This is a genomic window from Chitinophaga sp. CF418 (genome assembly GCF_900142925.1).
Taxonomy (GTDB): Bacteria; Bacteroidota; Bacteroidia; order Chitinophagales; family Chitinophagaceae; genus Chitinophaga.
In genome coordinates this window covers 16,166-36,286 of sequence record NZ_FRCN01000007.1, presented here as the reverse complement: position 1 = coordinate 36,286, position 20,121 = coordinate 16,166, and the positions used below count along the sequence as shown (strand labels likewise).

The following is a 20,121-nucleotide window of genomic DNA, read 5'->3' as shown; positions in this document are numbered from 1 at the left end:
TATTACCTATGTATAAGTACAAATTTGTATTCCTTTCCTCCCTTCTACTCTGTACAATTTACCAGGCCCGGGCCCAGTCAAAACAAGAAAGAGAGTACCAGGAAGAAGCCACACAGGTGAAACAGGAAATATGGGACGCTAAAGACCCTGCTTTCGCCAGAACAGATATTCCCCAAAAATACAGTAATGAATCGGCTGTGATCATTGCGATGAATTTCACATTAGGCGCAGATCATAACCGCCGCAAAGATCATATCGCAGTCACGCTGCACGAGCGTATCAAAATTCAGGACAAAGCTGCCCTGGAAAATTACTCTGAGTTTAACCTGCAGAAACTGAAAAGTGGCGGATGGTACAGTGGTGTTAAACTCACCTCTTACATGGGCATACGCGTGATTAAACCCAATGGCCAGCAACGAGACATTGATATGAACGACGCTGTGAGCGTTAAAGATGAGCAGGACGACAAAAAACAAAAGATCGCCATCTCTGATCTGCAGGTAGGAGACATCATCGACTTCTATGTAAGAACAAATAAAGATGCCAGCAGCTATTACGCATCTCCCGATCCCCTGGATTTTTCAATAGGTGAAAAATACCCCATGCTTGACTTTTCACTAAACGTGAATGTGGACAGGAAAATGGGCGTATCCTGGCGCTATCTGAATGATGAACAGTCTGCGCTGCATCGCAGCCAGGAGGGAGACGATTATGTATTCTCCATTCACAAAACGGATGTACCCAAAGTAACAGACGAGCGTTGGTTCTACGAGCAAAGGGCGTTACCGACCCTGCGCCTGACCTACAATGGGTTAAAAAGTAAAGAAATCACGAACGGAATGAATGAAGAGCGCATCCGCCGTTTCCTGACATATGAGATTATCAGTGTAAATGCCGCATATGCTACCCTCGGAGCTGTTATAAGTGGCTTTCCCGCTGTGTTGCATGATTATGCAACAAGGACCGGCGTAAGGGAAAGAGATGTGAACAAAAGGACCATCGCCGAGCTGGCTTACTATTACATCCGTTATGCATCTCTTTATAAAGAAACCTCTATAGGTACTTCCATTGAAGTAGGACAACAGAGAAAGACTTACACCCCACGGCAACACTATACATCCAACGTATTCAGGCAACTGCTAATCCGCTATGATATTCCTACTGAACTGGCGGCTGCTGTGCCCCGCCAGGTAGGTACCCTGCAAGACGTAGTATCATTGGACGATCTGGATTACTTCATCATTGCCTATCCGGACGATAAACCCATGTACTGTTCCATGAGCAGCATGCAGAGCTTCCCCGATGAGCTGCCTCCCCGGTTGGAAGGCCAACAGGCCTACACTGTAAGCGTAAGCGGTAGCTCAAGAGAGAAAGATGCCTCGTTTAAAAAAATCAACCTGCCAATGAGCAGTGCCGATCAGAACATAGATGCTGAGAAGATTAATGTGAACTTTGCAGCAGACAATATGCAGCAGCTAAGCATAGACCGTATTATTCGCGTGACAGGGCAATATCGCTACAACTATCTCGACATGCTATTGTATGAAGATATGCTGAGTGAAGAACGCAAAAACCTGCATGTATCTTCGTCTAGAGATGAAGACCTGCTGGCTTCCGGTTCGTACAGGAAAAGAGCCAATGAATTTGACGTAGCCTTCAGTAAAGCCCGCAAAGATATGGACGAAACGGTGAGCGCCAATATAGCCAGTGAGTACGGTACCAAACCCACCGCTGTTACTTATTTTAAAGTAGCAGAGCAGGGGCTGGAGAAACAGAACAAGCCTTTGACCATGCATGAATCATTCACAGTGGATGGGTTTGTGAAGAAAGCAGGCAATAACTATATGCTGGATATTGGTAAACTGATCACTGAACAGATAGAACTCTCGCCGGAGGAACGTAAACGTACTTATGATATTAATATGCCTTTCCCCCGTACAGTATCATACGATATTCTCATTAACATTCCCCAGGGTTATCAGCTGGAAGGTGTAGAGAACCTGAACAAATCTGTTAACAATGATACAGGCTCATTTGAGAGCACCACTAAAATGGAAGATGGAAAGCTTGTAGTAACAATTAAAAAGGTCTATAAGCATCAGCATGAACAATCTGTAAACTGGGTGCAAATGATGGCGTTTATGGATGCAGCGTCTGATTTTAACAAACAGAAAGTACTGTTAAAGAAGATTTAACCATTGCTGTCAAAGAACAACCTGGCAGCACAAGTAGCACTGCCAGGTTGTTGATTTGCAGGTTGGTAAGCCACGGTTACTGTTTTTCGCCGCTATGGTATTCCCCATCTGTTACCGGTTTCAGCCATACTGCGCCTCCTATATTTGTATTGGTCCCTATAGCAATATGAGTCATGCCGTCTGTGGGCGTAGCCCCATGCCAATGTTCTATGTTTGGCGAACATTTCACTACATCACCTTTTTTAATGATCTCAACAGGCTTTCCTTTTTCCTGGTATAAACCTCTTCCATCAGTTACCAAAAGTATTTGGCCTCCTTTGTGGTAATGCCAGTTGGTTCTTGCGCCTGGCTCAAACGTTACCGATCCGATGTTTACATTGTGCACAGTATCGGATTCTATCAGATAATTTACCCATACCGTTCCTGTAAAATTATTGCTTGTTACTTTTTCACCCTTTGGAAAAACCATATCCGCATCTGTTTTAACGATATCAGATTGCTGCCCTTTACGATTGTTACAGGACAATACTACTACTGCAACACATATTGCCGAAACAGTCAAGATACTTTCTGTTAATCTTGTATTTCTCATTGTCAATATTCTTTAGTTCAACAGCTTCAGATTTTACTTCCTGCTTTCTAACACCTCATCCAATACCTTTCGGGCAGCTATGGCTTCTTTTTTACCGGCTGTAGATTTAATGATAGCCACGACCTGGTGCAGTTGCTCAACCGTTAAGCCGACATTCAGACAGATTTTCAAATGTGCTTGTAACATCGGCTCTACCCTCCCGATACTGCTCAATACCGATACGGTTACCAATTCCCTTTCTGCATAGGTCAATACGTCCCTTTCAAAAATATCGGCGAATAAATGCTCTTTAAGAAAAATTTCTATTATAGGGGCAAAAGCCGCATAACCTTTTTTAGGGCCGGTTTCAGGGACACCCGTTAATTTTTCCAATATCGCCTTACCACGTTCATACTTGCTGCTATCATTATTTATTGGCGACGCTTCTGCACCCGGCACATCATTAATACCTCTGCCCTTTCGTTCATCCAATACGGCCATAAATGTCTGCAAGCCACGGATGCTACGGGGAAAACCTGCATAGGCATAAATATGTACAATAATCTCTTTTATTTGGTTGACAGTCAAACCCGCTTCAAGTCCTGTATTTAGTTCCGTTTTCAGCTTTGAAAGATTACCTTTTGCAGTAGAGGCAGCAATAGCAACAAGACTTTGCTCCTTGGAACTTAATATCAACTTTTCATTTTGGGTAGTCTGCGCATTCAACGTAACAGAAATGGAGCTTAGGGTGATAATTAATGCTATGAGTATTCTATTTTTCTTCATTGCTATTTAATATTTTTTGTACCCTTTTCTATGACATCCAGTCTTGTCTTCTTAGGATCGGGTGTAGCAACTGCGGAACCATCTCGCCGAAATTATTTACCACCAGGAGTAAGTAACCTTGTGAACGATAATGAGCCAAGCTTCCATGATCCGTTCTGTTTAATATAAACTTCTGTAACCATAAACGGGTTAGTGACCTCGTTGCCGCCAACAATGGCCAACAGATCGATTCTGTTCAGGAGAATAGCCGTATTGTCGATAATGTTCACAGAAACTTCGTGGATGTCCGTTTTCTTGTACCAGATACCACCGGTTTTGATCACATTGAGTTCCTGTTGTTTTCCCCATGATCCTCCCATGTGAACAAACATGGATTTTTCATGGAAAAGGCTGTCCAGAACACCTACATTTTTGTCAGCCATCCACTGCCACTTGTCCCTGGAAAGTTTAATGATTTCCTGGTCAACAGGAGAATTTTGTGCAAAGGACCATTGCATACCTATAATGGTCAAGAGTAGACTGAGAGTTACCGTTTTCATATCGATGATTATTTAAACGTATATAATAGACCACTTTTCCGATTATGTCTAACCTCACCATTCGCTTCTGTAATTGCAGTATTCATTATCCGGTAATCTGTCCTTCCCCCTTTATCAAAAGTTTTTACCAAAGAAATCAACCAATTTTGTTACAGCCCTATTTACATACTCAGGCCTCCAGTAGATAATTTTATTTTCCTCGTTTCTGCACATCAGGATTCTGAAAAACGCCAAACCCATTTTTACTCCGTCGTTCAATTTGATCTTCTGTATGATTTCGATTTTAATACTTTGTTTTCCAATTACTTTTCCGTTGCAATTTACTATTGCGAAGTTCCAGATTGAAAACGCGCCGATTGGTATACAGATTACTGCTTTTACTACCATTATTGCCGATTGAGGTCCATCGGCAACTTTGCATCCTTTGATGAGCGTTGTACAATATCATCTGTTTGGCCACAATAATACTTGTTGATTAATTCACTTCTGAGTATGTATACGTAATATGACATAAAAAAAGGTGCTGATTTTATCAGAACCTTTTCTTTTTTTTTGGGGACGACTGGATAAACTTCGAACCATTTTTGGAAACCATTATCCAAATTCAATTACTCAAATATCTATGTTAGATAATACGTATTGAATAATTGCCAATATTCAAATCGCGATTGATTCAGTCGCTTCCTGTTTTGCCAACTGTATTTCACTTATGATATTTACATCTTCTCCCAATCCAACCCCTCCTGATTCCAAAACACGGTTAAAACTAACTCCCCAGCCACTACGATTAATTTTGCCTGTAATAGTAAAACCGGCTTTTGTACCTCTTTCAGGATCTCTTATTATACCGTTAAATTCCGCATCCATAACGACTGGCTTTGTTATGCCCTTTAAAGTTAATTCACCACTTAAAACGAATTTTTCATTGTTAATCTTTTCAATATTCGTTGATCTGAATGTTAAATCTGGATAATTGTCTACTTCAAAAAAATCCTTTGAATGCAGGTGCTTGTCTCTTTGCTCATTATTGGTACTGAGCGTACTCATGTCCGCTGTTAGCAATATGGAAGCTTTGCTAAAATCTTCTTCAAGGGTTTCTACTTCTACCCGAAAGTGCTTAATGAAACCAGAGACATTACTGATCATCAGGTGCCTGATCTTAAAGCCTAATTCGCTATGTAAAGGATCTGATATCCACTTTACGTTACTCATTGTTGTTTTTTTGATGATTAATAAAAATGCAATGTTCGAAAACGAATCGCAAAGTCATGTAGCCCAATCTGACTTTACTGTAGTCTAATCTGCCCTAAGCATAAAACGAGTTGAAGCTTTAAAAAACTGGCCTAAATTTGCAAATACGTAGGTTTTTCAGAAAAAGATCATTATTTCGCTATGCAAGTGCTGAATAAAATTCATATCAATACAATTGCTGAGTTTCACCAATTGAGTAATCGTCCTGAGCCAGAGCATCCTTTATTAAGCATTACAAAGTGCGAAGAGGCGAGTTGGATGCCAGATAGTGGTATTACGAGTTTAATTCGAAATTTTTATACCATTGCACTAAAAAAGAACGTCAACGCAAAATTTTGGTATGGACAGAAGGAAATTGATTTTAACAAAGGCGTTTTACATTTTATGCTGCCGAAGCAGTTAATAAGTATCGACGCATCAATACAGGAATCTAATCATACCTGATGGCAATTACTTATCCACCCTGATTTTCTCTGGAATACACCGCTGGCAAAAAAAATTAAACAATACGAATATTTCAATTACAACGTTAATGAGGCGTTACATCTTTCAGCCAATGAGGAAACAATTATCATAAATATTTTCGAAAATATATCTCAGGAGTATCATAGTGGAATCGATGCCTGTAGCCAGGATATAATACTGGCACAGATCGAATTAATATTAGCATATGCTGAGCGGTTTTATCAAAGGCAATTCATTACCAGGAAAAAAGATAATCATAAAATTCTGGAGAAATTGGAATTCTTGATCAGTGAATACTTTAAACGTAATGATCTGGCAGTAAAAGGAATGCCTACAGTTCAATTCATAGCTGATGAATTGCATATTTCGTCAAACTATTTAAGCCGCTTACTGAGGGCTATTACAGGACAGACGACTCAACAGTTTCTGCAAGACAAGTTAATGGACTTTGCAAAGGAAAAATTATCTACAACCGATCTATCCGTATCAGAGATTGCTTATGAATTAGGCTTTAAACATTCACAGTCGTTTAATAAGGTATTCAAGACAAAAACCAGCCAAACGCCGTTGGAGTTTCGCCAGTCATTTAATTCAAGATTATAAACCCTAAGGATCGAGGGCCAAAAAAAGATCGGTATTAAAGTCATGAAAGAATATTTCGAACCCAAAAGGGGCCTTGGACCCGGTTGGCATCCATTAAAGGGAAATTGCAAAAATTCAATTTTCGCCGGAGGAGCGAACTATAATCGCCAAAAGACAACATCGGCTGCCATTTAATGCATCCTGTAGTAAACTGATAGTCAACTACATAAAACGCTGCCGATAGGTTCGTAGGGTCTGGAAAATAAGTGCTTAAAAATTTTTAAAAATGAAATTTATTGTTACATTTGCATCCCGCCGTTGAAAAAGCGGCGCGTACCGGTTCGGGACGTAGCGCAGCCCGGTAGCGCACTTGCATGGGGTGCAAGGGGTCGCTAGTTCGAATCTAGTCGTCCCGACAAAACACACTTCAATTCGATTCAAAGCCCGCAAATAGTCAGTATTTGCGGGCTTTTTCTTTTTTCAGCCTGGCAAATTATATCAATTCATATCATTCTATTCGTGAGTAAATCCGTGAGTAAATTTTTTACCGAATATTACTCACGAAAACCGTTGTAACTCTTTGGCATTCAAAAAGTAAAACCATTTTTTCTGGTGCCTTTTGATGCCGTTTGCGTGATGATTTCACCGCTTTACGGTGAGTGGATAGTGGGAGTGATAACAAACGGCATTAAAAACCTAAAAATTGAACTGTTATGAATGCACAAAACTCATTTGGTATTGACTTTATTGTTCGTAATGTCAAAGGCGCAAAGGAGCTGGCGGTGGTATATGCACGAATCACCGTGAACGGAGGCGAGCCTGTCGAAATTAGCCTGAAAGACAAAATCCCCAAAGGTCAATGGAACTCTGAATCGGAAAATGTAACGGGAAATCATTACACATAATATTCCTATTGAATGCGGCAGCATGAAAAAGGGAACGAATGCGAAGCCATAAGTGAATGAAAGTTTTGGTATTACCAAAACATAGCTGGCTACCTACATTTTTTCAAGACTCTTAAATAAATTTTACGAAATATCCAACGGAATAAGCTTGCCTTGACCCGCCTTGTACCACTTTGACATGATTGATCCAACAATTCACTAAAACAAGTCATCACTATGAAATAAATCAACCTATAAACAAAATGCCTAACCATTGTTTGGAACCCCGCCGGGATAGGGTACGGGGAATGGCGCGGCGGCAGCGCCTTCCCCGATTTAGGTTAAAAGTCCTTTATGATAGATTGAATAACGGCATACATCAAGTTGCATTTACTGTGGCTCCGTTCTTTTCTAATTATCCTACGCTGATCTATGTTATCACGCAGAGTAATATACCGGTTCTAGCAGGAATAAATCTGTCTCTCCAAAATTACTTATCTTTATATGTAAACTTTTTATTGTCGAACATAAAATCATTGTTTCTAAGAAAATGACAACGCCCTTATCCAACGCGGGTTCCACAGGAAATCCCGGACCTAACAACAATCCCGCTACCCCTTCACCCGCCAGCAGCCGACCAGGAGCACCTAATGCACCAGCAGGTACAACTAGCCAAAATCCGTTACAGACCGCAGATCATGGAGAAAGGTACTGGCTGATACTTCAAAATATTGTAGAGTGGCTTCGCTTTTCCGAAGGAAAGGCAGGAATCATCCTTACGAGCTATGGGGTGCTATTTACTATAGTTTATACAAACGCTGCATCAGTTTTTCAGGCCATTAATGGCAAAGGTGAAATATGTATTATCTCTCTGGTAGTACTGTTTGGCATCTCCTGCCTGTTCTCGATCTACTATGCATTCATGGCAATAAAGCCCCGGCTGGATAACGACGGCGGCAATTCAATACTGTATTTCAGAAACATCAAAGCGAATTATAGTAACAGTACAGCATATAAGGCCGCTGCACACGCCATTTTAGATGATGAGAATAAATATACTGATCACCTGACGGAACAAATTCATACACTTTCCGGCATTGCAGACAGAAAATATGTCTTTGTTGGGAAAGCGGTATGGGCGTTTGTGATCAGCCTTGCTATCTTGGTAGTTACAGTCATAATTTATGTACTCAAAGGTTTAATCCGCTACTGATATGGCCAACCTGGAAGTTAACAGGCAGCTGCGCCTGAAATATGATAAAAGTTTCAAAGAAGAAAGATCCCTGTTTGAACATCTTAATATCAAGGACCCCAACTATTTTGAAAAGGCGTTTACCGACCGGGCAGTCGAACTGCTTCCGGGCGATTATGAAAAGTATTTTGAGAACGGTGCTGCTGCGCCAGTCTTTCTGCTTTTTATCGATGTCTGCAAATTTTCAACCAGATTTAAAAATCTCAACGGGAAACAGATCAGCAGGTACTTTGATGAGTATTATAAAATCATCATCCCGATAATTTATAAAAACGGCGGTGAAATAGATAAGATTATGGGCGATGGAATTGTCGCTGTTTTCGGTCAACCTTTTCTGAAAGGATCTGAAGCAGATTGCTTCCTAAAAGCAGACCTTTGTGCGCGGCAAATACTGTATGCAACGGCATCAACACCTGAGTTTGAAAGTAAGGTTGCTTTTCATTTTGGTCTGGTAAACTATTATAAAAACAAAACCCAGCTCTATAACGAATATACTATAATAGGTAAGCCAGTTACTGAGTTATTTCGATTGGAAAGCGTAGCTGTAGATCAGACAGTAACCTTTTATCCTGGCACGAAAGTGAATGCTTTGTATGATGAACAGCTGAAGCGGCAAAATCAGGGCAGATCGCTTGCAGCGGGGCATACTTTTTTTGATGCCAGTGGGCTGCCCTGGGGTGTTAGTTATACAAAGACAGGCGCACTGCCAGGTGTGGACAATATACAGGGGGTATTTTCTATTGAATATTTAAAATAAGATATGGACACAAAATCGCTCTTAGCTGATGTAAATGCCGATATTGCAGATATTTTCAGTACTAAGTTTGAATATGCAAAAACACAGTACGTCCCCGCTGCAGATGATCAGGATCTTAGCCACGATAGAGCAGCTGTAAAAAGAGGAAAAGAACTGGAAACCTGTGTGCTGTATGTTGACATTAGAGATTCGGTAAAGCTATCTCAAACATTAGGTCCGGTTAATATGGGCAAGGTATACACCGCATTTGCTAAATCTGTTATTAAAGCTGGCCGCGATCATGGCGGTCATACCAGAAACATTATAGGTGACCGTGTGATGATTGTTTTTCCTGCGAAGGACTGTTTTGCCAATGCTGTCAACTGCGCGGTTACGATCAATCATATTGTAAGTTTGGTAATGGCGCCAAAGATGACAGGCTTAAATTTTCGCTGTGGAATTGGTATAGACTACGGTTTGATGAAGGTTATTAAAGTTGGTGTTCCACGCAAAGACAAAGAAAGGGAGCCAAACAGAAGTCTCGTATGGGCAGGTGAGCCGGCGAATATTGCTTCAAGACTTACAGACCTGGCGAATAAAACGGATACAAGAACTTTGTATCGTGTAAAAAGGAATCCGTTTAACCCTGCTGCGGTTCAACGGTACAATGACAACAAACGACGTGCAGCACTAGGGATGCCCGCTCAAAATATTCCGGCACTTCCAACATATCTGAAAACTGTAGAGACGGCAGTTCTTACTGAAGAGGAATTTGCAAATAGCTTTGCTACCTATGATCATGCCGATGGATACTTTACCACTGGGGGGCATATGCTGTCATTTGAACGTATACCGGATACAGTACAATATCCAGCTATACTGATGACAGGGCGGGTAATGAACGGACTGATTGCAGAAGGTCTTAGCCAAAACCTCCTGCCCCCGGAAATTGACTGGTATAGTTTCACTGAGGATATCAGGGATGTCGAAGTAAAGGTTTTTGGAAGAAATGTGGTGTGGGCGTTTGACTAAATTAATATTTTAATATGAGCGTAAAACCTACAATGGATGAAATAGCAGCGGATGTAGATGACCTGCTGCGCACGAAATTCGAATATTCAACTACCACGAGCGTGCCGTACGATAATGATCCAGGCTTGAGTTATGAAGGCGGCAAAACTAAGTGGGGAAAGATTATTGACACCTGTGTTCTGTATGTAGATATACGGGGATCAGTGAACCTGAACAAAGACTATCCGCAGGTAACCATAAGCAGACTTTATACTGCTTTTGTTAAATCTGTGATCAAGGCTGGACGACTTCACGGAGGTCATACACGCAATATCATAGGCGATCGAGTAATGATTGTTTTTGATACTAAGGACTGTTATACCAATGCGGTAAGCTGTGCCGTTAGCATCAATCATATCGCAGATAAGGTAATCAACGAGAAATTCAAAGGCTTATATTTCAAATGCGGGATTGGCATTGATTACGGCACAATGAAGGTGATCAAAGTAGGTGTTCCGCGCAGGGGAAATGCCAACGCTGCTAACAGAGGCCTGGTATGGGCAGGCAAGCCTGCAAATATGGCATCGCGGCTTACAGACTTAGGGAACAAAACGATTACCGAAACCTACTATGATGTTACCATAAAACCATACACCCAGTTTGGCAGCCGGAGCTTGTGGGATTACGTCAATCTGGACCCATACCCAGCGGGGTTAAGCAGACCTGCCCCAAATTCTTTTGGAAGCCCAGGCTCAATGCAGCCGGAATATCTTGACGGGAAAACTGTATCCATGTCGGAAGCTGAATTTTTAAGGAAAATCAAGATGGATAAAGGTCAGCTTTATTCAGATAAAGATTTTGTTGTACATTTTGAAAAAAAAACACGCAATTCTACTTATCCACCAATACTGATTACTGAGCGCGTTTTAACTGGCTTTAAAGCAGAAGGGTTAAGGAGCGATCTTTACAAAGCTGGATATTGGAGAGATGAATTTACCGTTAAAGATGTTGACAGCAGGGTTTTTGGTCAGCATTTTACCTGGAACCTATAAAATGATAATGACTTCATGGCCGATCTTAATTTTGTGAGATATCTCAATAAAAAGTACAGCAAGGAATCTAAACTGAGTGCCCTTTTTTCATTAAAGGAACTCACTCAGATATTTCAGGACAATATTTCTGAGCTGGAAAAGAAGGGCTTTGACGAAATAGCCCTCTCAGGGCTTGGCGAAAATTTTGTGACCTATTTTGAAAAGGGCGCAGCTGCCAGCGTTTGCCTGCTTTTCGTTGATGTCTGCAGCTTTTCAACTCGCTTCGCGAATTACACCGGAGAAGAGATCAGCAGTTATTTCGATACATACTACCAAAAGGTTGTTCCTATCATTTACAAACATGGCGGTGAAATCGATAAGATTATTGGGGATGGGCTGATTGTTGTTTTCGGCCAGCCATTTCTTGACAAAAGACCTGTGGAACTGCTAAAGTGTGCTGATGCCTGTGCTAAAGACATCATCAAAGCTACAGCAGGCGGAGATTTTTCAAGTAAGGTTGCTTTCCATTTCGGCAGGGTAAACTATTTCAAAAACAAAAGCGGTTTTTATAATGAATATACGATGATAGGAAAACCGCTGACAGAGCTGTTTCGCCTGGAAAGTATTACGCCAAATGAAAGCATCAGCTTCTTGGAAAATAGCGCTGTTTCATCGCATATTGACAGGACGCATTTAGGGTATACATCTTATGGGACTGCATTGAGAGGTTACTATACAGGCGATGATGGACAAAGGTGGTATCTACAAAGCCAACCTCTAACAGACCTAAAGGGCGTCTCTGAATATACATGTTTGGGTACAATCCGTATGAGGAGTTAATAATTTGGCTAAAACATACCGCAGCTGCGAAGTCTATTCATAAGCGTATGAGGAGTAAAAGAAGGAATGAACGATATCAGATGTTCAAAAATCCTGTCTTTACTATGTCGGTGAAAGCGGAATTCATCTTCTTTGCTAGGATTAAAACAAATAAGAAAACATCAACCTATCTGCATAAAACAGCCACATATCGATCTAACATAAATCGTATAAAGCTCTTTACATAGTCTCCCACCTGTACTGCGGTTAGTAATCCGTAAATATACAACAGAAGAGATGTGTATGAAATTGAATAATTATTTGCAAAAGCTTCTCGAATCCAGTCTGCCCGACTGTGGAGTGTGTAAGTCGAACTAAATTTAGTAGTGAGTAAATCCGTGAGTAACCGAAAACTCATCCGTGAAAGCGAGCCACCAGACTTATAATCAGAGACTAGTTCGAATCTAGTCGTCCCGACTATAAAAAATGAACCCTTCAGATCGTTGGATTTGAAGGGTTTTTAGTTCGAAATATTCTTGTTAAAAATGTATTTTCAAGGATTATGGATCAAGTGAAAAAGTTGGGGGATTAGATTATTATTTTCACATGTGGGTTTCTGTAATCGCCGTTGCCCGTCTTTGCCGCTTAGCTAAGGAATTAATACAAGCCGGAATCCAACTTTAGTACTGCGATCATTCGGATAACCCATTCTACCGTCTTTTGCAATCTGACAACTTTTGATCCAACGATAGGTGCCCAGCCATTTGCTACCGCCATACCAGTTACCTTCCTGGGCCAGTGTGCCATCTGGATGGAAGCGCCTGAAAAGAAAAGGCGGCGTACCGTCTCCATAGTCAGTGGTACCGCAGTAATATCCTTCCGTATGCCACATTTCCCAGATGCCGGTTTCCTTTCCCTGTTCATCTTTCTGTCCAAGCTCCCACTGGTTATCTGCTGCATTCCAGGTGGCTGCCTCAGGAATGTTCTTATGTTTTTCCATTTACAGTGATTTCATTTTTTCTTTTAATTCAATAAGATCGTGGCTCATAGGTATATTACCCTGCTATCTCAGCCAACGAGGGTAGTTGCTGATAGTATTTTTCTATGGCGGCGGTTTTACCGGTCATGAAGTCAAGCTCCATTGTTTCAGCCACTGCTATAGCTTTCCGCGCACAATTCGCAGCTTCTTCTTTTTTCCCCAAGCGGTAACATACATGCGCTAATTGCTCATAATAGTAGTGTTCTTCATGATCCCAACTCAGGCTTCCCCCTGTGTTTGGATAATTATGGATCAATTGGTATGCTTCATCCAACCGGTCACTGGCCTTACTAAGCAAAATAATTTCAGCCAATATGAGATCGGCCTTACCGACCACACCGACGCGTTTATGTTCTTTATAAAACTGGAGAACCGGTAACAGGTATACTTCCGCCCTTTCAAAATCCGCCAGTTTGTAATAATATTCACCGAGCATCTCCTGAACCGTTGCTACCTCGTATATCTCCTGTGCATATTCAGTGAGCAGCTTTTCCAATAACCCGACGCCTGCCTGTTGTGTAACCACATCGCGGCTTCCTAACCAGTTATCGCCCTGAATTTTCAGGGCTGTCATTCGAAATCCGGCATCCGCCTGTTGTAAATGGTTTTCAAAGTCAACTGCTATTGCTTCAGTCCATGTTTTGTTTCTGAACCATTCATTTGCCATTGTATACTGTTTAAAGCAAAAATACACTACGGCAGCCGGTTTTAAAATTGTCCCCTACTACAAACTATCTACACATGATAATGAATTACACGAAGAAGGCATACCTGGGCAGTCTGGTTTGTTCTTATAAAAAATTCTCCCATTTACCAGATATCCCGTTTCTTTGTAGCATGTTACAAATTCAGGAACTTATCCAGGCAGGACAAATTGAAACTGCGATCCGGGAAACGGAAACGATGCTCGGCCAACTGTCACCATCCGACTTTCATTATGTGATCGGCAAAGACCTGTTGCACCTAAAGGGGCCGTTGACGGCATATTTCAACTATTTTTACACCGTCATGACGGAAGACGAGGAACTGGACATTAAGGCCCTCTACCTGGAAATGAACAGTTTTACCATACAATACGACCAGTGGTTCCTACATTTACTGGCTTACGAGTCGCTTGTCAACCGCGGCATCCTCGACTGGCTGGCGGACTTTAGCGGAGAATCACCCAAAACCCTCACCATCACGGGCTATGAAGCATTGCAGGAAACCAACAAAAAATACATGGAAACCGAAGGTTACCGCAACGATCAATTGCGGCAGGCATGCGAACTCCAGGAATATCTCGTCATACTCCGCGTGCAGGAACTCGTGAAACAAACCATCAACGATAACAAAGGAAAAGCTCCCTGGGCCGAAATCCCTGTTTTCGTAGGGGCGCATGATTATGAAGATCTGATCTTTATGATCCAATAGTTCTCCTACCCTTTCTTCTCCTTTTGAGGATGCCTTTTCCAGACATATGATATAGTTAAAACTATTTCCAATCTGTTTGCGAGAAGGAAGTCTTCCCGCTGTTAACCTTATAGAATGCCCCCATTTAAAGAATGATTACCTTTGCAAAATGTCACACAGCGTATATTTAGGTAATACCAGCTCCCCTTCAGGAAAAGACAGGAATGATATACTGATGATGGAATGGGGGTATGAGATGCCACTATTATTACACCCCTTGTTAATAAGTGGAGGCTTTATTGAAGAAAATGACATTTTATACTATGATGCCAAATCTGGCATCGAAAACCTGAAAAGGTTCTACAACTTTCTGGAAGCTACCAGGTCTCTTATTAACAATAAAAGCATCTTTACAGAATGCAAAAATAAGTTATTTAAATACCTGGACGGTCTGGAACATGCTTATTTTAGCGTGAATGCCCGTGAGGTATTCAACATGGATGAGGCACCACATCACGAACAGGCGGCTATCTGGCTGGCAGATATTGCGTATAACAATGCTATGATCACCCGTGCCATGGACAACAACGACATTTCCCTGTTGTCTTACGACAAGCTCAAACATGTAAGCATGGCTTTTCACTCATTTGCGGAACTGCTGAATTACGCGGACTATTGCTATGGCTGGAGACATATCACTCAGGATTTGAGAAAGGAAGAAATTTACTATGAGAATGGATTATGGGGATTAAAAAGTGCCGAAGGAGAAATATTGCTGAGTCCTCAATTTGATGACTTTTATGAATTCAGTGAGCAGGATATTGCGGTGGTAATGAAGGCGCAGAAATACGGCTATGTGCACAGATCAGGTAAGATCATAGCTCCTGCGGAATGGGATGAGGCCTATGATTTTGATTCTTCTCATCTGGCGATTGTTCAGCACAATGGTCTTTTGGGCCTGATCGATCCTTCGGGAAAAGTTGTTGCAGCACCTACATATGAAAATCTTAACCAAGTCGGGTATAATGGTCATTACATTGCACAGAAGAACGGAAAATGGGGTGTACTCGGGGACGATGCAAAAGTGATCATCGATTTTAAATATGAAAAAATAGAACTGTTGCATGACAATGTATTCATGCTACTTAGAGATGGTTTTTACAGTCTTACTGAAGATGGTGAACAGTTCGACCTAATAGTACGTAAAGCCCCTCATCAAGGCTTTGCCTGGGCTATCAAAGGGGAGAAAGTTTACCTGATTGATAAATATGGGATATCAAGAGCAAATAAAGACCTGGTACAACAGGATGCCGAAAGTGATGGCTACAGTTTTTATTATGATGAGGTAGTGCGTGGCAGGCTATTAGCATATGCAAAGACGCCTGATGAGGAAACTGTTATAGATGTCTACACGCCGGTTGAAGAATTGTATAATATTGGCGTAGATGCTTATAATAGACAGGATTACCAGTCAGCAATTTATCACTACACACTTGCTGCTGAAAAAGGATATGGTTATGCGATGAACAACCTCGCGCATATTTATTACATGATAGATGGATATGTAGATAATGACAGCGCATTTTACTGGTATGAGAAGGGAGCTGCTGCCCGCAATACAAATGCACTCAATGGATTGAGCCTGTGTTACCAGAATGGCATAGGAACTATCCCTGATAAAGAAAAAGCCATTAACCTGTTGCAGCAAGCAGCGGAGGATGGTCTGGCAGTGGCACACAATAACTTAGGATTTCTACTTAGTGATACAGATCCTGAGCAGGCACTATACCACTTTCATCAGGCAGAGGAACTTGGAGAACCGGATTACGGTTACCTGGGATACCTGTACGAGGAAAAAGGGGATTTTGAAATGGCCCTCCGGTATTACCAGAAAGATGAGTCTGAAATTGGCGCGTTTAATCAGGGAATTTTTCACCAGAGAGGATTAGGTACGGCAAAAGACTTAAAAGCGGCAATAGAATACTTTAAAACAGCGATACACGGTGGTTATGATTGGGGACATATTGAACTGGCACGAATATACCTGTTTGAAGAAGGCTTTATCGATAAGGATCAGGCAAAGGCACATATTGCGGCGGCGGAAAAAGCAGGACTCGAAATCCCTGACGAATTGTTAATGTAATGCCAGATCTCTCCCAGGAAACCTGCCGCCCAGATATCATTTTCATTTACCCCATCTATTGAGTTAAACCCGGCCACCTCAATTGCGCCCCGTGGCAAAACAACACCTTCATCTATCCTTGTCCATTTGCCAGCTGCACTTCGCCGGTATACCTGGCGGCCCATACCGGTTGCATATACCTGTCCATCGATAAGCCGGAGCCCACGAAGCGGTCCCCTGCTTTTGGGGCCCTCATCGGAACTATCAATTTGCTCTTCTTTATAATCACCATATCCAAAACCAATTGTACCATCCGTATTTAACGTAAAAACGCAAGGATTGGGTGCAGGCAACACCACCACACTCACCGGTATCCATTTCATGGGGACCATCGACCATTTCTCCTTTGGCCCGCCCCATTTGGCCAGCGCGGGTTGAACATACGGTTCATCACCGATATGGCATATTACTCTTGCGGTTTGAGCATTTTCAGCAAAGCCATTATATCGTCGCTATTATCGGCTCTGCCTAACCTTATGATTATGAGCACAAGAACCCTAATTGCATGCATTTGTTATGCACTGTTTTTCCTGTTTGTATATGTTGCCTTGAATAAACTCATTTCATTCAATTATTATCTGTACGATCTACGACGATCCCCCGTGCTGCAAACCGTTGCACTACCGGTAGCTGTTGTGGTTCCTGTCATGGAGATCCTTGTAGCCTGCCTTTTGATACCAGATAAAACCCGCAGTTATGGGCTTGCCGGGGCGGTATTACTGATGGCAATGTTTACCGTATATGTTCTCTACGTTATTGTCTTCACCAAAGAACACCCCTGTACCTGCGGAGGAATAATCAGGGAGTTAACCTGGCCACAGCACCTGGTCTTTAATGTTGCTTTTCTAACACTGGCGCTTTTTGCCTTTATCATGAAAAACAATAAGCTAATTTCCTACTCGGCTGCCACTGTACCCTAACGGGCAACCAACCCCTCGTGCAAAAGGCGCATACCGCCTACATATGTAGATACCAGGATCCTTTTACCCTTTCCTTCATGAGGAATGATATGCAGATAGTTCCAGGCGAAAAGGATCGAAGAATGAGTAGAGCAACAGGCTAACAAACACACATATTAAAGCACCCAACAGGATGTAAGTGGCATTCCTCCAGCCGCGGGTCAGATAAAAAACGTCTTCCATAGAATGAGGTAACTATTTGATGTAAATATAAATTTTGCCCATTAAAATCCGACCTTTAATATAGCACTCACTTTAGACTAATCACCCACTACCTCAATATTCCATACTATCTTCCTTATCCGGATTATATGAAACTTCATGATTATGAACATGGAATGCACTAAATTACTTAGCTTTAAACATCACCGGTATCTGTCTCCATTGACGGCTTTATTCCCCCCCTTTCCCTCTCCTTTTTCTTTCTTTCCAAAAATTGCCTTTAATCTCAAAAATTTATACTTTTAGTGACAAGGAGATACTAACAGGGTATGGACATTATATAATGAATGCCAAACATTTTTCCACTATTTATCGGGACCTTTATTCCCCTCTATGCTACTTTGCCGAAAAGATCCTGAAAGATCGCTTTAAGGCAGAGGAAGTTGTAGCAGACGTTTTTGAAAAATTATGGAATATGAAGACGGCGGAAGATATTGAAAATATAAAGGCCTTCCTGTACACTGCCACCCGTAACCAATGCCTTGACCAGGTGGAACAACGCCAGATAAGGCAGAAGCACCATAAAGTATTATTACAGCTATCCCCCCTCGCCGAAGATGAAATTCTGAAAGAAATCTACTTCACAGAAGCACTAAGGGAAATTTCCCAGGCTGTTCATACGTTACCGGAACAATGCCGAAAGGTAATTACGATGACTTATGAAAATGGATTATCCACGAAAGAAATAGCCGACCAGTTAGGGGTAACCGTAAGTACTGTAAAGACCCAACGCGCCCGCGGTATATCTATTATCAGGAAACTACTTTCCAGCAGGGCCTTGTCAATCGCCATCTCTTTGTTATTAAATTAACACAAGCTGATACTTTCTTACGAATTCAGCTTTTTTTTAAAAATCTTGTAGACCAAATCATCTACTCGTCCGTCTCATTACACGTACACTGGCAAATATTGTATGCAGAACCAGGATCAACAAATATCATCACTTTTGCGCGCAGCAGCACTCACGGCCCGGTATTACACTGGTGTGATCACTGCTGCTGAGCAGGAAGAACTGCAGCAATGGATCAATGCTGGTGAAGCGCATAAAAAATGGTTTGAGGCTTTTGGGAATAACGCGCACAGCGAAAACGCTCTCAAAACCATACAGTCATACGATACGGAAAGGCAGTTACAGGCATTCCTTGATCGGATGAAAGAAAAACGCACGCTGCGCATCAGGCGGACGATCTTTTGGGCTGCTGCCTGCATTACGCTGCTATTGGGCAGCCTTTTGTGGATACTGCAACCATCCGGACAGGAGAAAACGAATATAGCTGCAGCGCCTGTCAAGGACAGGGAACCTGGCAATAAAAAAGCAACACTGATACTGGCCAATGGTAACCACATACTATTGAATCCACAGGGAGACAGCTCCTTTACGCAAGGCAATGGCACCCATATTAAGTTAGCGAATGGCAGGATCAGTTACCAGGGCGGTAACAATAATGCCCTGCTGGCTTTTAATCAGCTGCTAACACCGGCAGGCGGAAAATACCATATTGTACTGGAAGATGGTACCCAGGTATGGTTGAATGCCGCTTCTTCACTACGTTATCCCGTCCATTTCTCTGGTAAAGAACGGCGCATACAGCTAAGCGGGGAAGCGTACCTGGAAGTGGCACAAAATGCAAACCGCTCTTTTATTGTAGCAACAGATTCCACCGAAGTGATCGTATTAGGCACCACATTTAATATCAGAACTTATCCACGGTATGATAAAACTAAAACCTGTAACATACAAACCACGCTTGTTTCCGGAGCTGTAAAAGTACAGCATGCAGGCACAAACAGACTCCTACAGCCCGGACAAACAGCTATCGCTACCGGCGACGCCATCACGGTAAAACCAGCAGATATCCCGGCTGTTACGGCCTGGAAAAACGACCTGTTTGTTTTCCGGGATGTAGATCTTCCGGTATTGATGGAAGAAATAAGCCGTTGGTATGATGTAAATGTAGCCTATGCACAGGACTATAAACCTACGCACATTACCTTAAAGGTCAGCCGGCAGGTATCTCTTTCCAAACTATTGGAAATGGTGGAGCTTGCGGGTGCGGCCAAATTCAAATGGGATGATGGACGTATAACGGTTTTACCATATCATCAACGATAAAGGAAGAACAGACAAGAAAAGCAGATCAACCAAAAGTTAGTCAATCACCGTCATGTAAAGCGGGCATTAGCCACGCTATTCATTAATGTGCT

The 20,121-nt window shown here is 42.0% G+C and carries 23 protein-coding genes and 1 tRNA gene; 15 read left to right on the top strand and 9 right to left on the bottom strand.

Annotation, left to right across the window (positions count from 1 at the left end):
• Positions 1 to 8 precede the first annotated feature (8 nt).
• The gene (locus F3I09_RS16230; protein ID WP_149696088.1) at positions 9 to 2,195 is read left to right on the top strand and encodes a DUF3857 domain-containing protein; all 2,187 of its coding nucleotides are present in this window, start codon (positions 9 to 11) and stop codon (positions 2,193 to 2,195) included.
• Positions 2,196 to 2,271: 76 nt separating this feature from the next.
• Here F3I09_RS16230 and F3I09_RS16225 read toward each other — a convergent pair whose 3' ends face one another.
• The 5 genes from F3I09_RS16225 to F3I09_RS16205 form a co-directional block, all read right to left on the bottom strand.
• Positions 2,272 to 2,787, bottom strand: a complete 516-nt coding sequence (locus F3I09_RS16225; protein ID WP_188133835.1) for a cupin domain-containing protein — start codon at positions 2,785 to 2,787, stop codon at positions 2,272 to 2,274.
• 33 nt (positions 2,788 to 2,820) lie between these two features.
• A complete protein-coding gene (locus F3I09_RS16220; protein WP_149696087.1) occupies positions 2,821 to 3,552 on the bottom strand; it encodes a carboxymuconolactone decarboxylase family protein in 732 nt (243 codons plus the stop codon).
• A 92-nt stretch (positions 3,553 to 3,644) separates the two neighbouring features.
• Entirely contained in the window at positions 3,645 to 4,091 is a 447-nt protein-coding gene (locus tag F3I09_RS16215; protein ID WP_149696086.1) for a nuclear transport factor 2 family protein, read from the bottom strand.
• A gap of 114 nt (positions 4,092 to 4,205) precedes the next feature.
• Complete coding sequence (locus tag F3I09_RS16210; protein ID WP_149696085.1) at positions 4,206 to 4,478, bottom strand: hypothetical protein; 273 nt, start codon at positions 4,476 to 4,478, stop codon at positions 4,206 to 4,208.
• A 270-nt stretch (positions 4,479 to 4,748) separates the two neighbouring features.
• The gene (locus F3I09_RS16205) at positions 4,749 to 5,303 is read right to left on the bottom strand and encodes a YceI family protein (RefSeq protein WP_149696084.1); all 555 of its coding nucleotides are present in this window, start codon (positions 5,301 to 5,303) and stop codon (positions 4,749 to 4,751) included.
• 180 nt (positions 5,304 to 5,483) lie between these two features.
• Here F3I09_RS16205 and F3I09_RS34770 point away from each other — a divergent pair, with 180 nt between their 5' ends.
• The 9 genes from F3I09_RS34770 to F3I09_RS16165 all read left to right on the top strand — a co-directional run bounded on the left by F3I09_RS34770 (position 5,484) and on the right by F3I09_RS16165 (position 12,143).
• Positions 5,484 to 5,786 (top strand): hypothetical protein, encoded by a 303-nt coding sequence (locus F3I09_RS34770; RefSeq protein ID WP_370512660.1) that lies wholly within the window; start codon positions 5,484 to 5,486, stop codon positions 5,784 to 5,786.
• A 294-nt stretch (positions 5,787 to 6,080) separates the two neighbouring features.
• A complete protein-coding gene (locus tag F3I09_RS34765; protein WP_370512659.1) occupies positions 6,081 to 6,410 on the top strand; it encodes a helix-turn-helix domain-containing protein in 330 nt (109 codons plus the stop codon).
• A gap of 321 nt (positions 6,411 to 6,731) precedes the next feature.
• Positions 6,732 to 6,805, top strand: a tRNA-Pro gene (locus tag F3I09_RS16195).
• 297 nt (positions 6,806 to 7,102) lie between these two features.
• On the top strand, positions 7,103 to 7,294 hold the full coding sequence (locus F3I09_RS16190) for a hypothetical protein (RefSeq protein ID WP_149696083.1): 192 nt from the start codon (positions 7,103 to 7,105) through the stop codon (positions 7,292 to 7,294).
• Between the two features lie 529 nt (positions 7,295 to 7,823).
• Positions 7,824 to 8,486: a Pycsar system effector family protein gene (locus tag F3I09_RS16185; RefSeq protein WP_149696082.1), complete on the top strand. Its 663-nt coding sequence runs from the start codon at positions 7,824 to 7,826 to the stop codon at positions 8,484 to 8,486.
• A gap of 1 nt (position 8,487) precedes the next feature.
• Entirely contained in the window at positions 8,488 to 9,282 is a 795-nt protein-coding gene (locus F3I09_RS16180) for an adenylate/guanylate cyclase domain-containing protein (RefSeq protein ID WP_149696081.1), read from the top strand.
• Positions 9,283 to 9,285: 3 nt separating this feature from the next.
• On the top strand, positions 9,286 to 10,293 hold the full coding sequence (locus tag F3I09_RS16175; RefSeq protein ID WP_149696080.1) for an adenylate/guanylate cyclase domain-containing protein: 1,008 nt from the start codon (positions 9,286 to 9,288) through the stop codon (positions 10,291 to 10,293).
• A 14-nt stretch (positions 10,294 to 10,307) separates the two neighbouring features.
• Positions 10,308 to 11,324, top strand: coding sequence for an adenylate/guanylate cyclase domain-containing protein (locus tag F3I09_RS16170; protein ID WP_149696079.1), 1,017 nt, complete (start codon positions 10,308 to 10,310; stop codon positions 11,322 to 11,324).
• Positions 11,325 to 11,339: 15 nt separating this feature from the next.
• Positions 11,340 to 12,143, top strand: a complete 804-nt coding sequence (locus F3I09_RS16165) for an adenylate/guanylate cyclase domain-containing protein (protein ID WP_149696078.1) — start codon at positions 11,340 to 11,342, stop codon at positions 12,141 to 12,143.
• A gap of 628 nt (positions 12,144 to 12,771) precedes the next feature.
• Here the strand turns inward: F3I09_RS16165 and F3I09_RS16160 are convergent.
• Both F3I09_RS16160 and F3I09_RS16155 read right to left on the bottom strand, forming a co-directional pair.
• Positions 12,772 to 13,122: a hypothetical protein gene (locus tag F3I09_RS16160; RefSeq protein ID WP_149696077.1), complete on the bottom strand. Its 351-nt coding sequence runs from the start codon at positions 13,120 to 13,122 to the stop codon at positions 12,772 to 12,774.
• Positions 13,123 to 13,177: 55 nt separating this feature from the next.
• Positions 13,178 to 13,828 carry a tetratricopeptide repeat protein gene (locus F3I09_RS16155; protein WP_149696076.1) on the bottom strand — a complete coding sequence of 217 codons (651 nt, stop codon included), beginning with the start codon at positions 13,826 to 13,828 and terminating at the stop codon, positions 13,178 to 13,180.
• Between the two features lie 170 nt (positions 13,829 to 13,998).
• On the opposite strand from F3I09_RS16155, the gene F3I09_RS16150 reads away from it, so the two are divergent.
• Both F3I09_RS16150 and F3I09_RS16145 read left to right on the top strand, forming a co-directional pair.
• Positions 13,999 to 14,574: a hypothetical protein gene (locus F3I09_RS16150; protein ID WP_149696075.1), complete on the top strand. Its 576-nt coding sequence runs from the start codon at positions 13,999 to 14,001 to the stop codon at positions 14,572 to 14,574.
• 148 nt (positions 14,575 to 14,722) lie between these two features.
• The gene (locus F3I09_RS16145; protein WP_149696074.1) at positions 14,723 to 16,696 is read left to right on the top strand and encodes an SEL1-like repeat protein; all 1,974 of its coding nucleotides are present in this window, start codon (positions 14,723 to 14,725) and stop codon (positions 16,694 to 16,696) included.
• Here F3I09_RS16145 and F3I09_RS16140 read toward each other — a convergent pair.
• Positions 16,627 to 17,058, bottom strand: coding sequence for a hypothetical protein (locus F3I09_RS16140; RefSeq protein WP_149696073.1), 432 nt, complete (start codon positions 17,056 to 17,058; stop codon positions 16,627 to 16,629). The two genes, F3I09_RS16145 and F3I09_RS16140, sit on opposite strands and share 70 nt — an antisense overlap.
• Before the next feature lie 159 nt (positions 17,059 to 17,217).
• On the opposite strand from F3I09_RS16140, the gene F3I09_RS16135 reads away from it, so the two are divergent.
• The gene (locus tag F3I09_RS16135; protein ID WP_149696072.1) at positions 17,218 to 17,655 is read left to right on the top strand and encodes a MauE/DoxX family redox-associated membrane protein; all 438 of its coding nucleotides are present in this window, start codon (positions 17,218 to 17,220) and stop codon (positions 17,653 to 17,655) included.
• Between the two features lie 75 nt (positions 17,656 to 17,730).
• Here F3I09_RS16135 and F3I09_RS34070 read toward each other — a convergent pair whose 3' ends face one another.
• On the bottom strand, positions 17,731 to 17,877 hold the full coding sequence (locus F3I09_RS34070) for a hypothetical protein (protein WP_188133834.1): 147 nt from the start codon (positions 17,875 to 17,877) through the stop codon (positions 17,731 to 17,733).
• Between the two features lie 322 nt (positions 17,878 to 18,199).
• On the opposite strand from F3I09_RS34070, the gene F3I09_RS16130 reads away from it, so the two are divergent.
• Together F3I09_RS16130 and F3I09_RS16125 are read left to right on the top strand one after the other, a co-directional pair.
• On the top strand, positions 18,200 to 18,727 hold the full coding sequence (locus tag F3I09_RS16130; RefSeq protein ID WP_149696071.1) for an RNA polymerase sigma-70 factor: 528 nt from the start codon (positions 18,200 to 18,202) through the stop codon (positions 18,725 to 18,727).
• Between the two features lie 135 nt (positions 18,728 to 18,862).
• The gene (locus F3I09_RS16125; RefSeq protein ID WP_188133833.1) at positions 18,863 to 20,029 is read left to right on the top strand and encodes a FecR family protein; all 1,167 of its coding nucleotides are present in this window, start codon (positions 18,863 to 18,865) and stop codon (positions 20,027 to 20,029) included.
• Positions 20,030 to 20,121: the final 92 nt, after the last annotated feature.

Excerpts from the sequence above, each read along its gene's own strand:
- F3I09_RS16230 (WP_149696088.1), top strand. The coding sequence starts at position 9 with ATGTATAAGTACAAATTTGTATTCCTTTCCTCCCTTCTACTCTGTACA.
- F3I09_RS16225 (WP_188133835.1), bottom strand. The coding sequence starts at position 2,787 with ATGAGAAATACAAGATTAACAGAAAGTATCTTGACTGTTTCGGCAATA.
- F3I09_RS16220 (WP_149696087.1), bottom strand. The coding sequence starts at position 3,552 with ATGAAGAAAAATAGAATACTCATAGCATTAATTATCACCCTAAGCTCC.
- F3I09_RS16215 (WP_149696086.1), bottom strand. The coding sequence starts at position 4,091 with ATGAAAACGGTAACTCTCAGTCTACTCTTGACCATTATAGGTATGCAA.
- F3I09_RS16210 (WP_149696085.1), bottom strand. The coding sequence starts at position 4,478 with ATGGTAGTAAAAGCAGTAATCTGTATACCAATCGGCGCGTTTTCAATC.
- F3I09_RS16205 (WP_149696084.1), bottom strand. The coding sequence starts at position 5,303 with ATGAGTAACGTAAAGTGGATATCAGATCCTTTACATAGCGAATTAGGC.
- F3I09_RS34770 (WP_370512660.1), top strand. The coding sequence starts at position 5,484 with ATGCAAGTGCTGAATAAAATTCATATCAATACAATTGCTGAGTTTCAC.
- F3I09_RS16190 (WP_149696083.1), top strand. The coding sequence starts at position 7,103 with ATGAATGCACAAAACTCATTTGGTATTGACTTTATTGTTCGTAATGTC.
- F3I09_RS16185 (WP_149696082.1), top strand. The coding sequence starts at position 7,824 with ATGACAACGCCCTTATCCAACGCGGGTTCCACAGGAAATCCCGGACCT.
- F3I09_RS16180 (WP_149696081.1), top strand. The coding sequence starts at position 8,488 with ATGGCCAACCTGGAAGTTAACAGGCAGCTGCGCCTGAAATATGATAAA.
- F3I09_RS16175 (WP_149696080.1), top strand. The coding sequence starts at position 9,286 with ATGGACACAAAATCGCTCTTAGCTGATGTAAATGCCGATATTGCAGAT.
- F3I09_RS16170 (WP_149696079.1), top strand. The coding sequence starts at position 10,308 with ATGAGCGTAAAACCTACAATGGATGAAATAGCAGCGGATGTAGATGAC.
- F3I09_RS16165 (WP_149696078.1), top strand. The coding sequence starts at position 11,340 with ATGGCCGATCTTAATTTTGTGAGATATCTCAATAAAAAGTACAGCAAG.
- F3I09_RS16160 (WP_149696077.1), bottom strand. The coding sequence starts at position 13,122 with ATGGAAAAACATAAGAACATTCCTGAGGCAGCCACCTGGAATGCAGCA.
- F3I09_RS16155 (WP_149696076.1), bottom strand. The coding sequence starts at position 13,828 with ATGGCAAATGAATGGTTCAGAAACAAAACATGGACTGAAGCAATAGCA.
- F3I09_RS16150 (WP_149696075.1), top strand. The coding sequence starts at position 13,999 with ATGTTACAAATTCAGGAACTTATCCAGGCAGGACAAATTGAAACTGCG.
- F3I09_RS16145 (WP_149696074.1), top strand. The coding sequence starts at position 14,723 with ATGTCACACAGCGTATATTTAGGTAATACCAGCTCCCCTTCAGGAAAA.
- F3I09_RS16140 (WP_149696073.1), bottom strand. The coding sequence starts at position 17,058 with ATGAAATGGATACCGGTGAGTGTGGTGGTGTTGCCTGCACCCAATCCT.
- F3I09_RS16135 (WP_149696072.1), top strand. The coding sequence starts at position 17,218 with ATGAGCACAAGAACCCTAATTGCATGCATTTGTTATGCACTGTTTTTC.
- F3I09_RS34070 (WP_188133834.1), bottom strand. The coding sequence starts at position 17,877 with ATGGAAGACGTTTTTTATCTGACCCGCGGCTGGAGGAATGCCACTTAC.
- F3I09_RS16130 (WP_149696071.1), top strand. The coding sequence starts at position 18,200 with ATGAATGCCAAACATTTTTCCACTATTTATCGGGACCTTTATTCCCCT.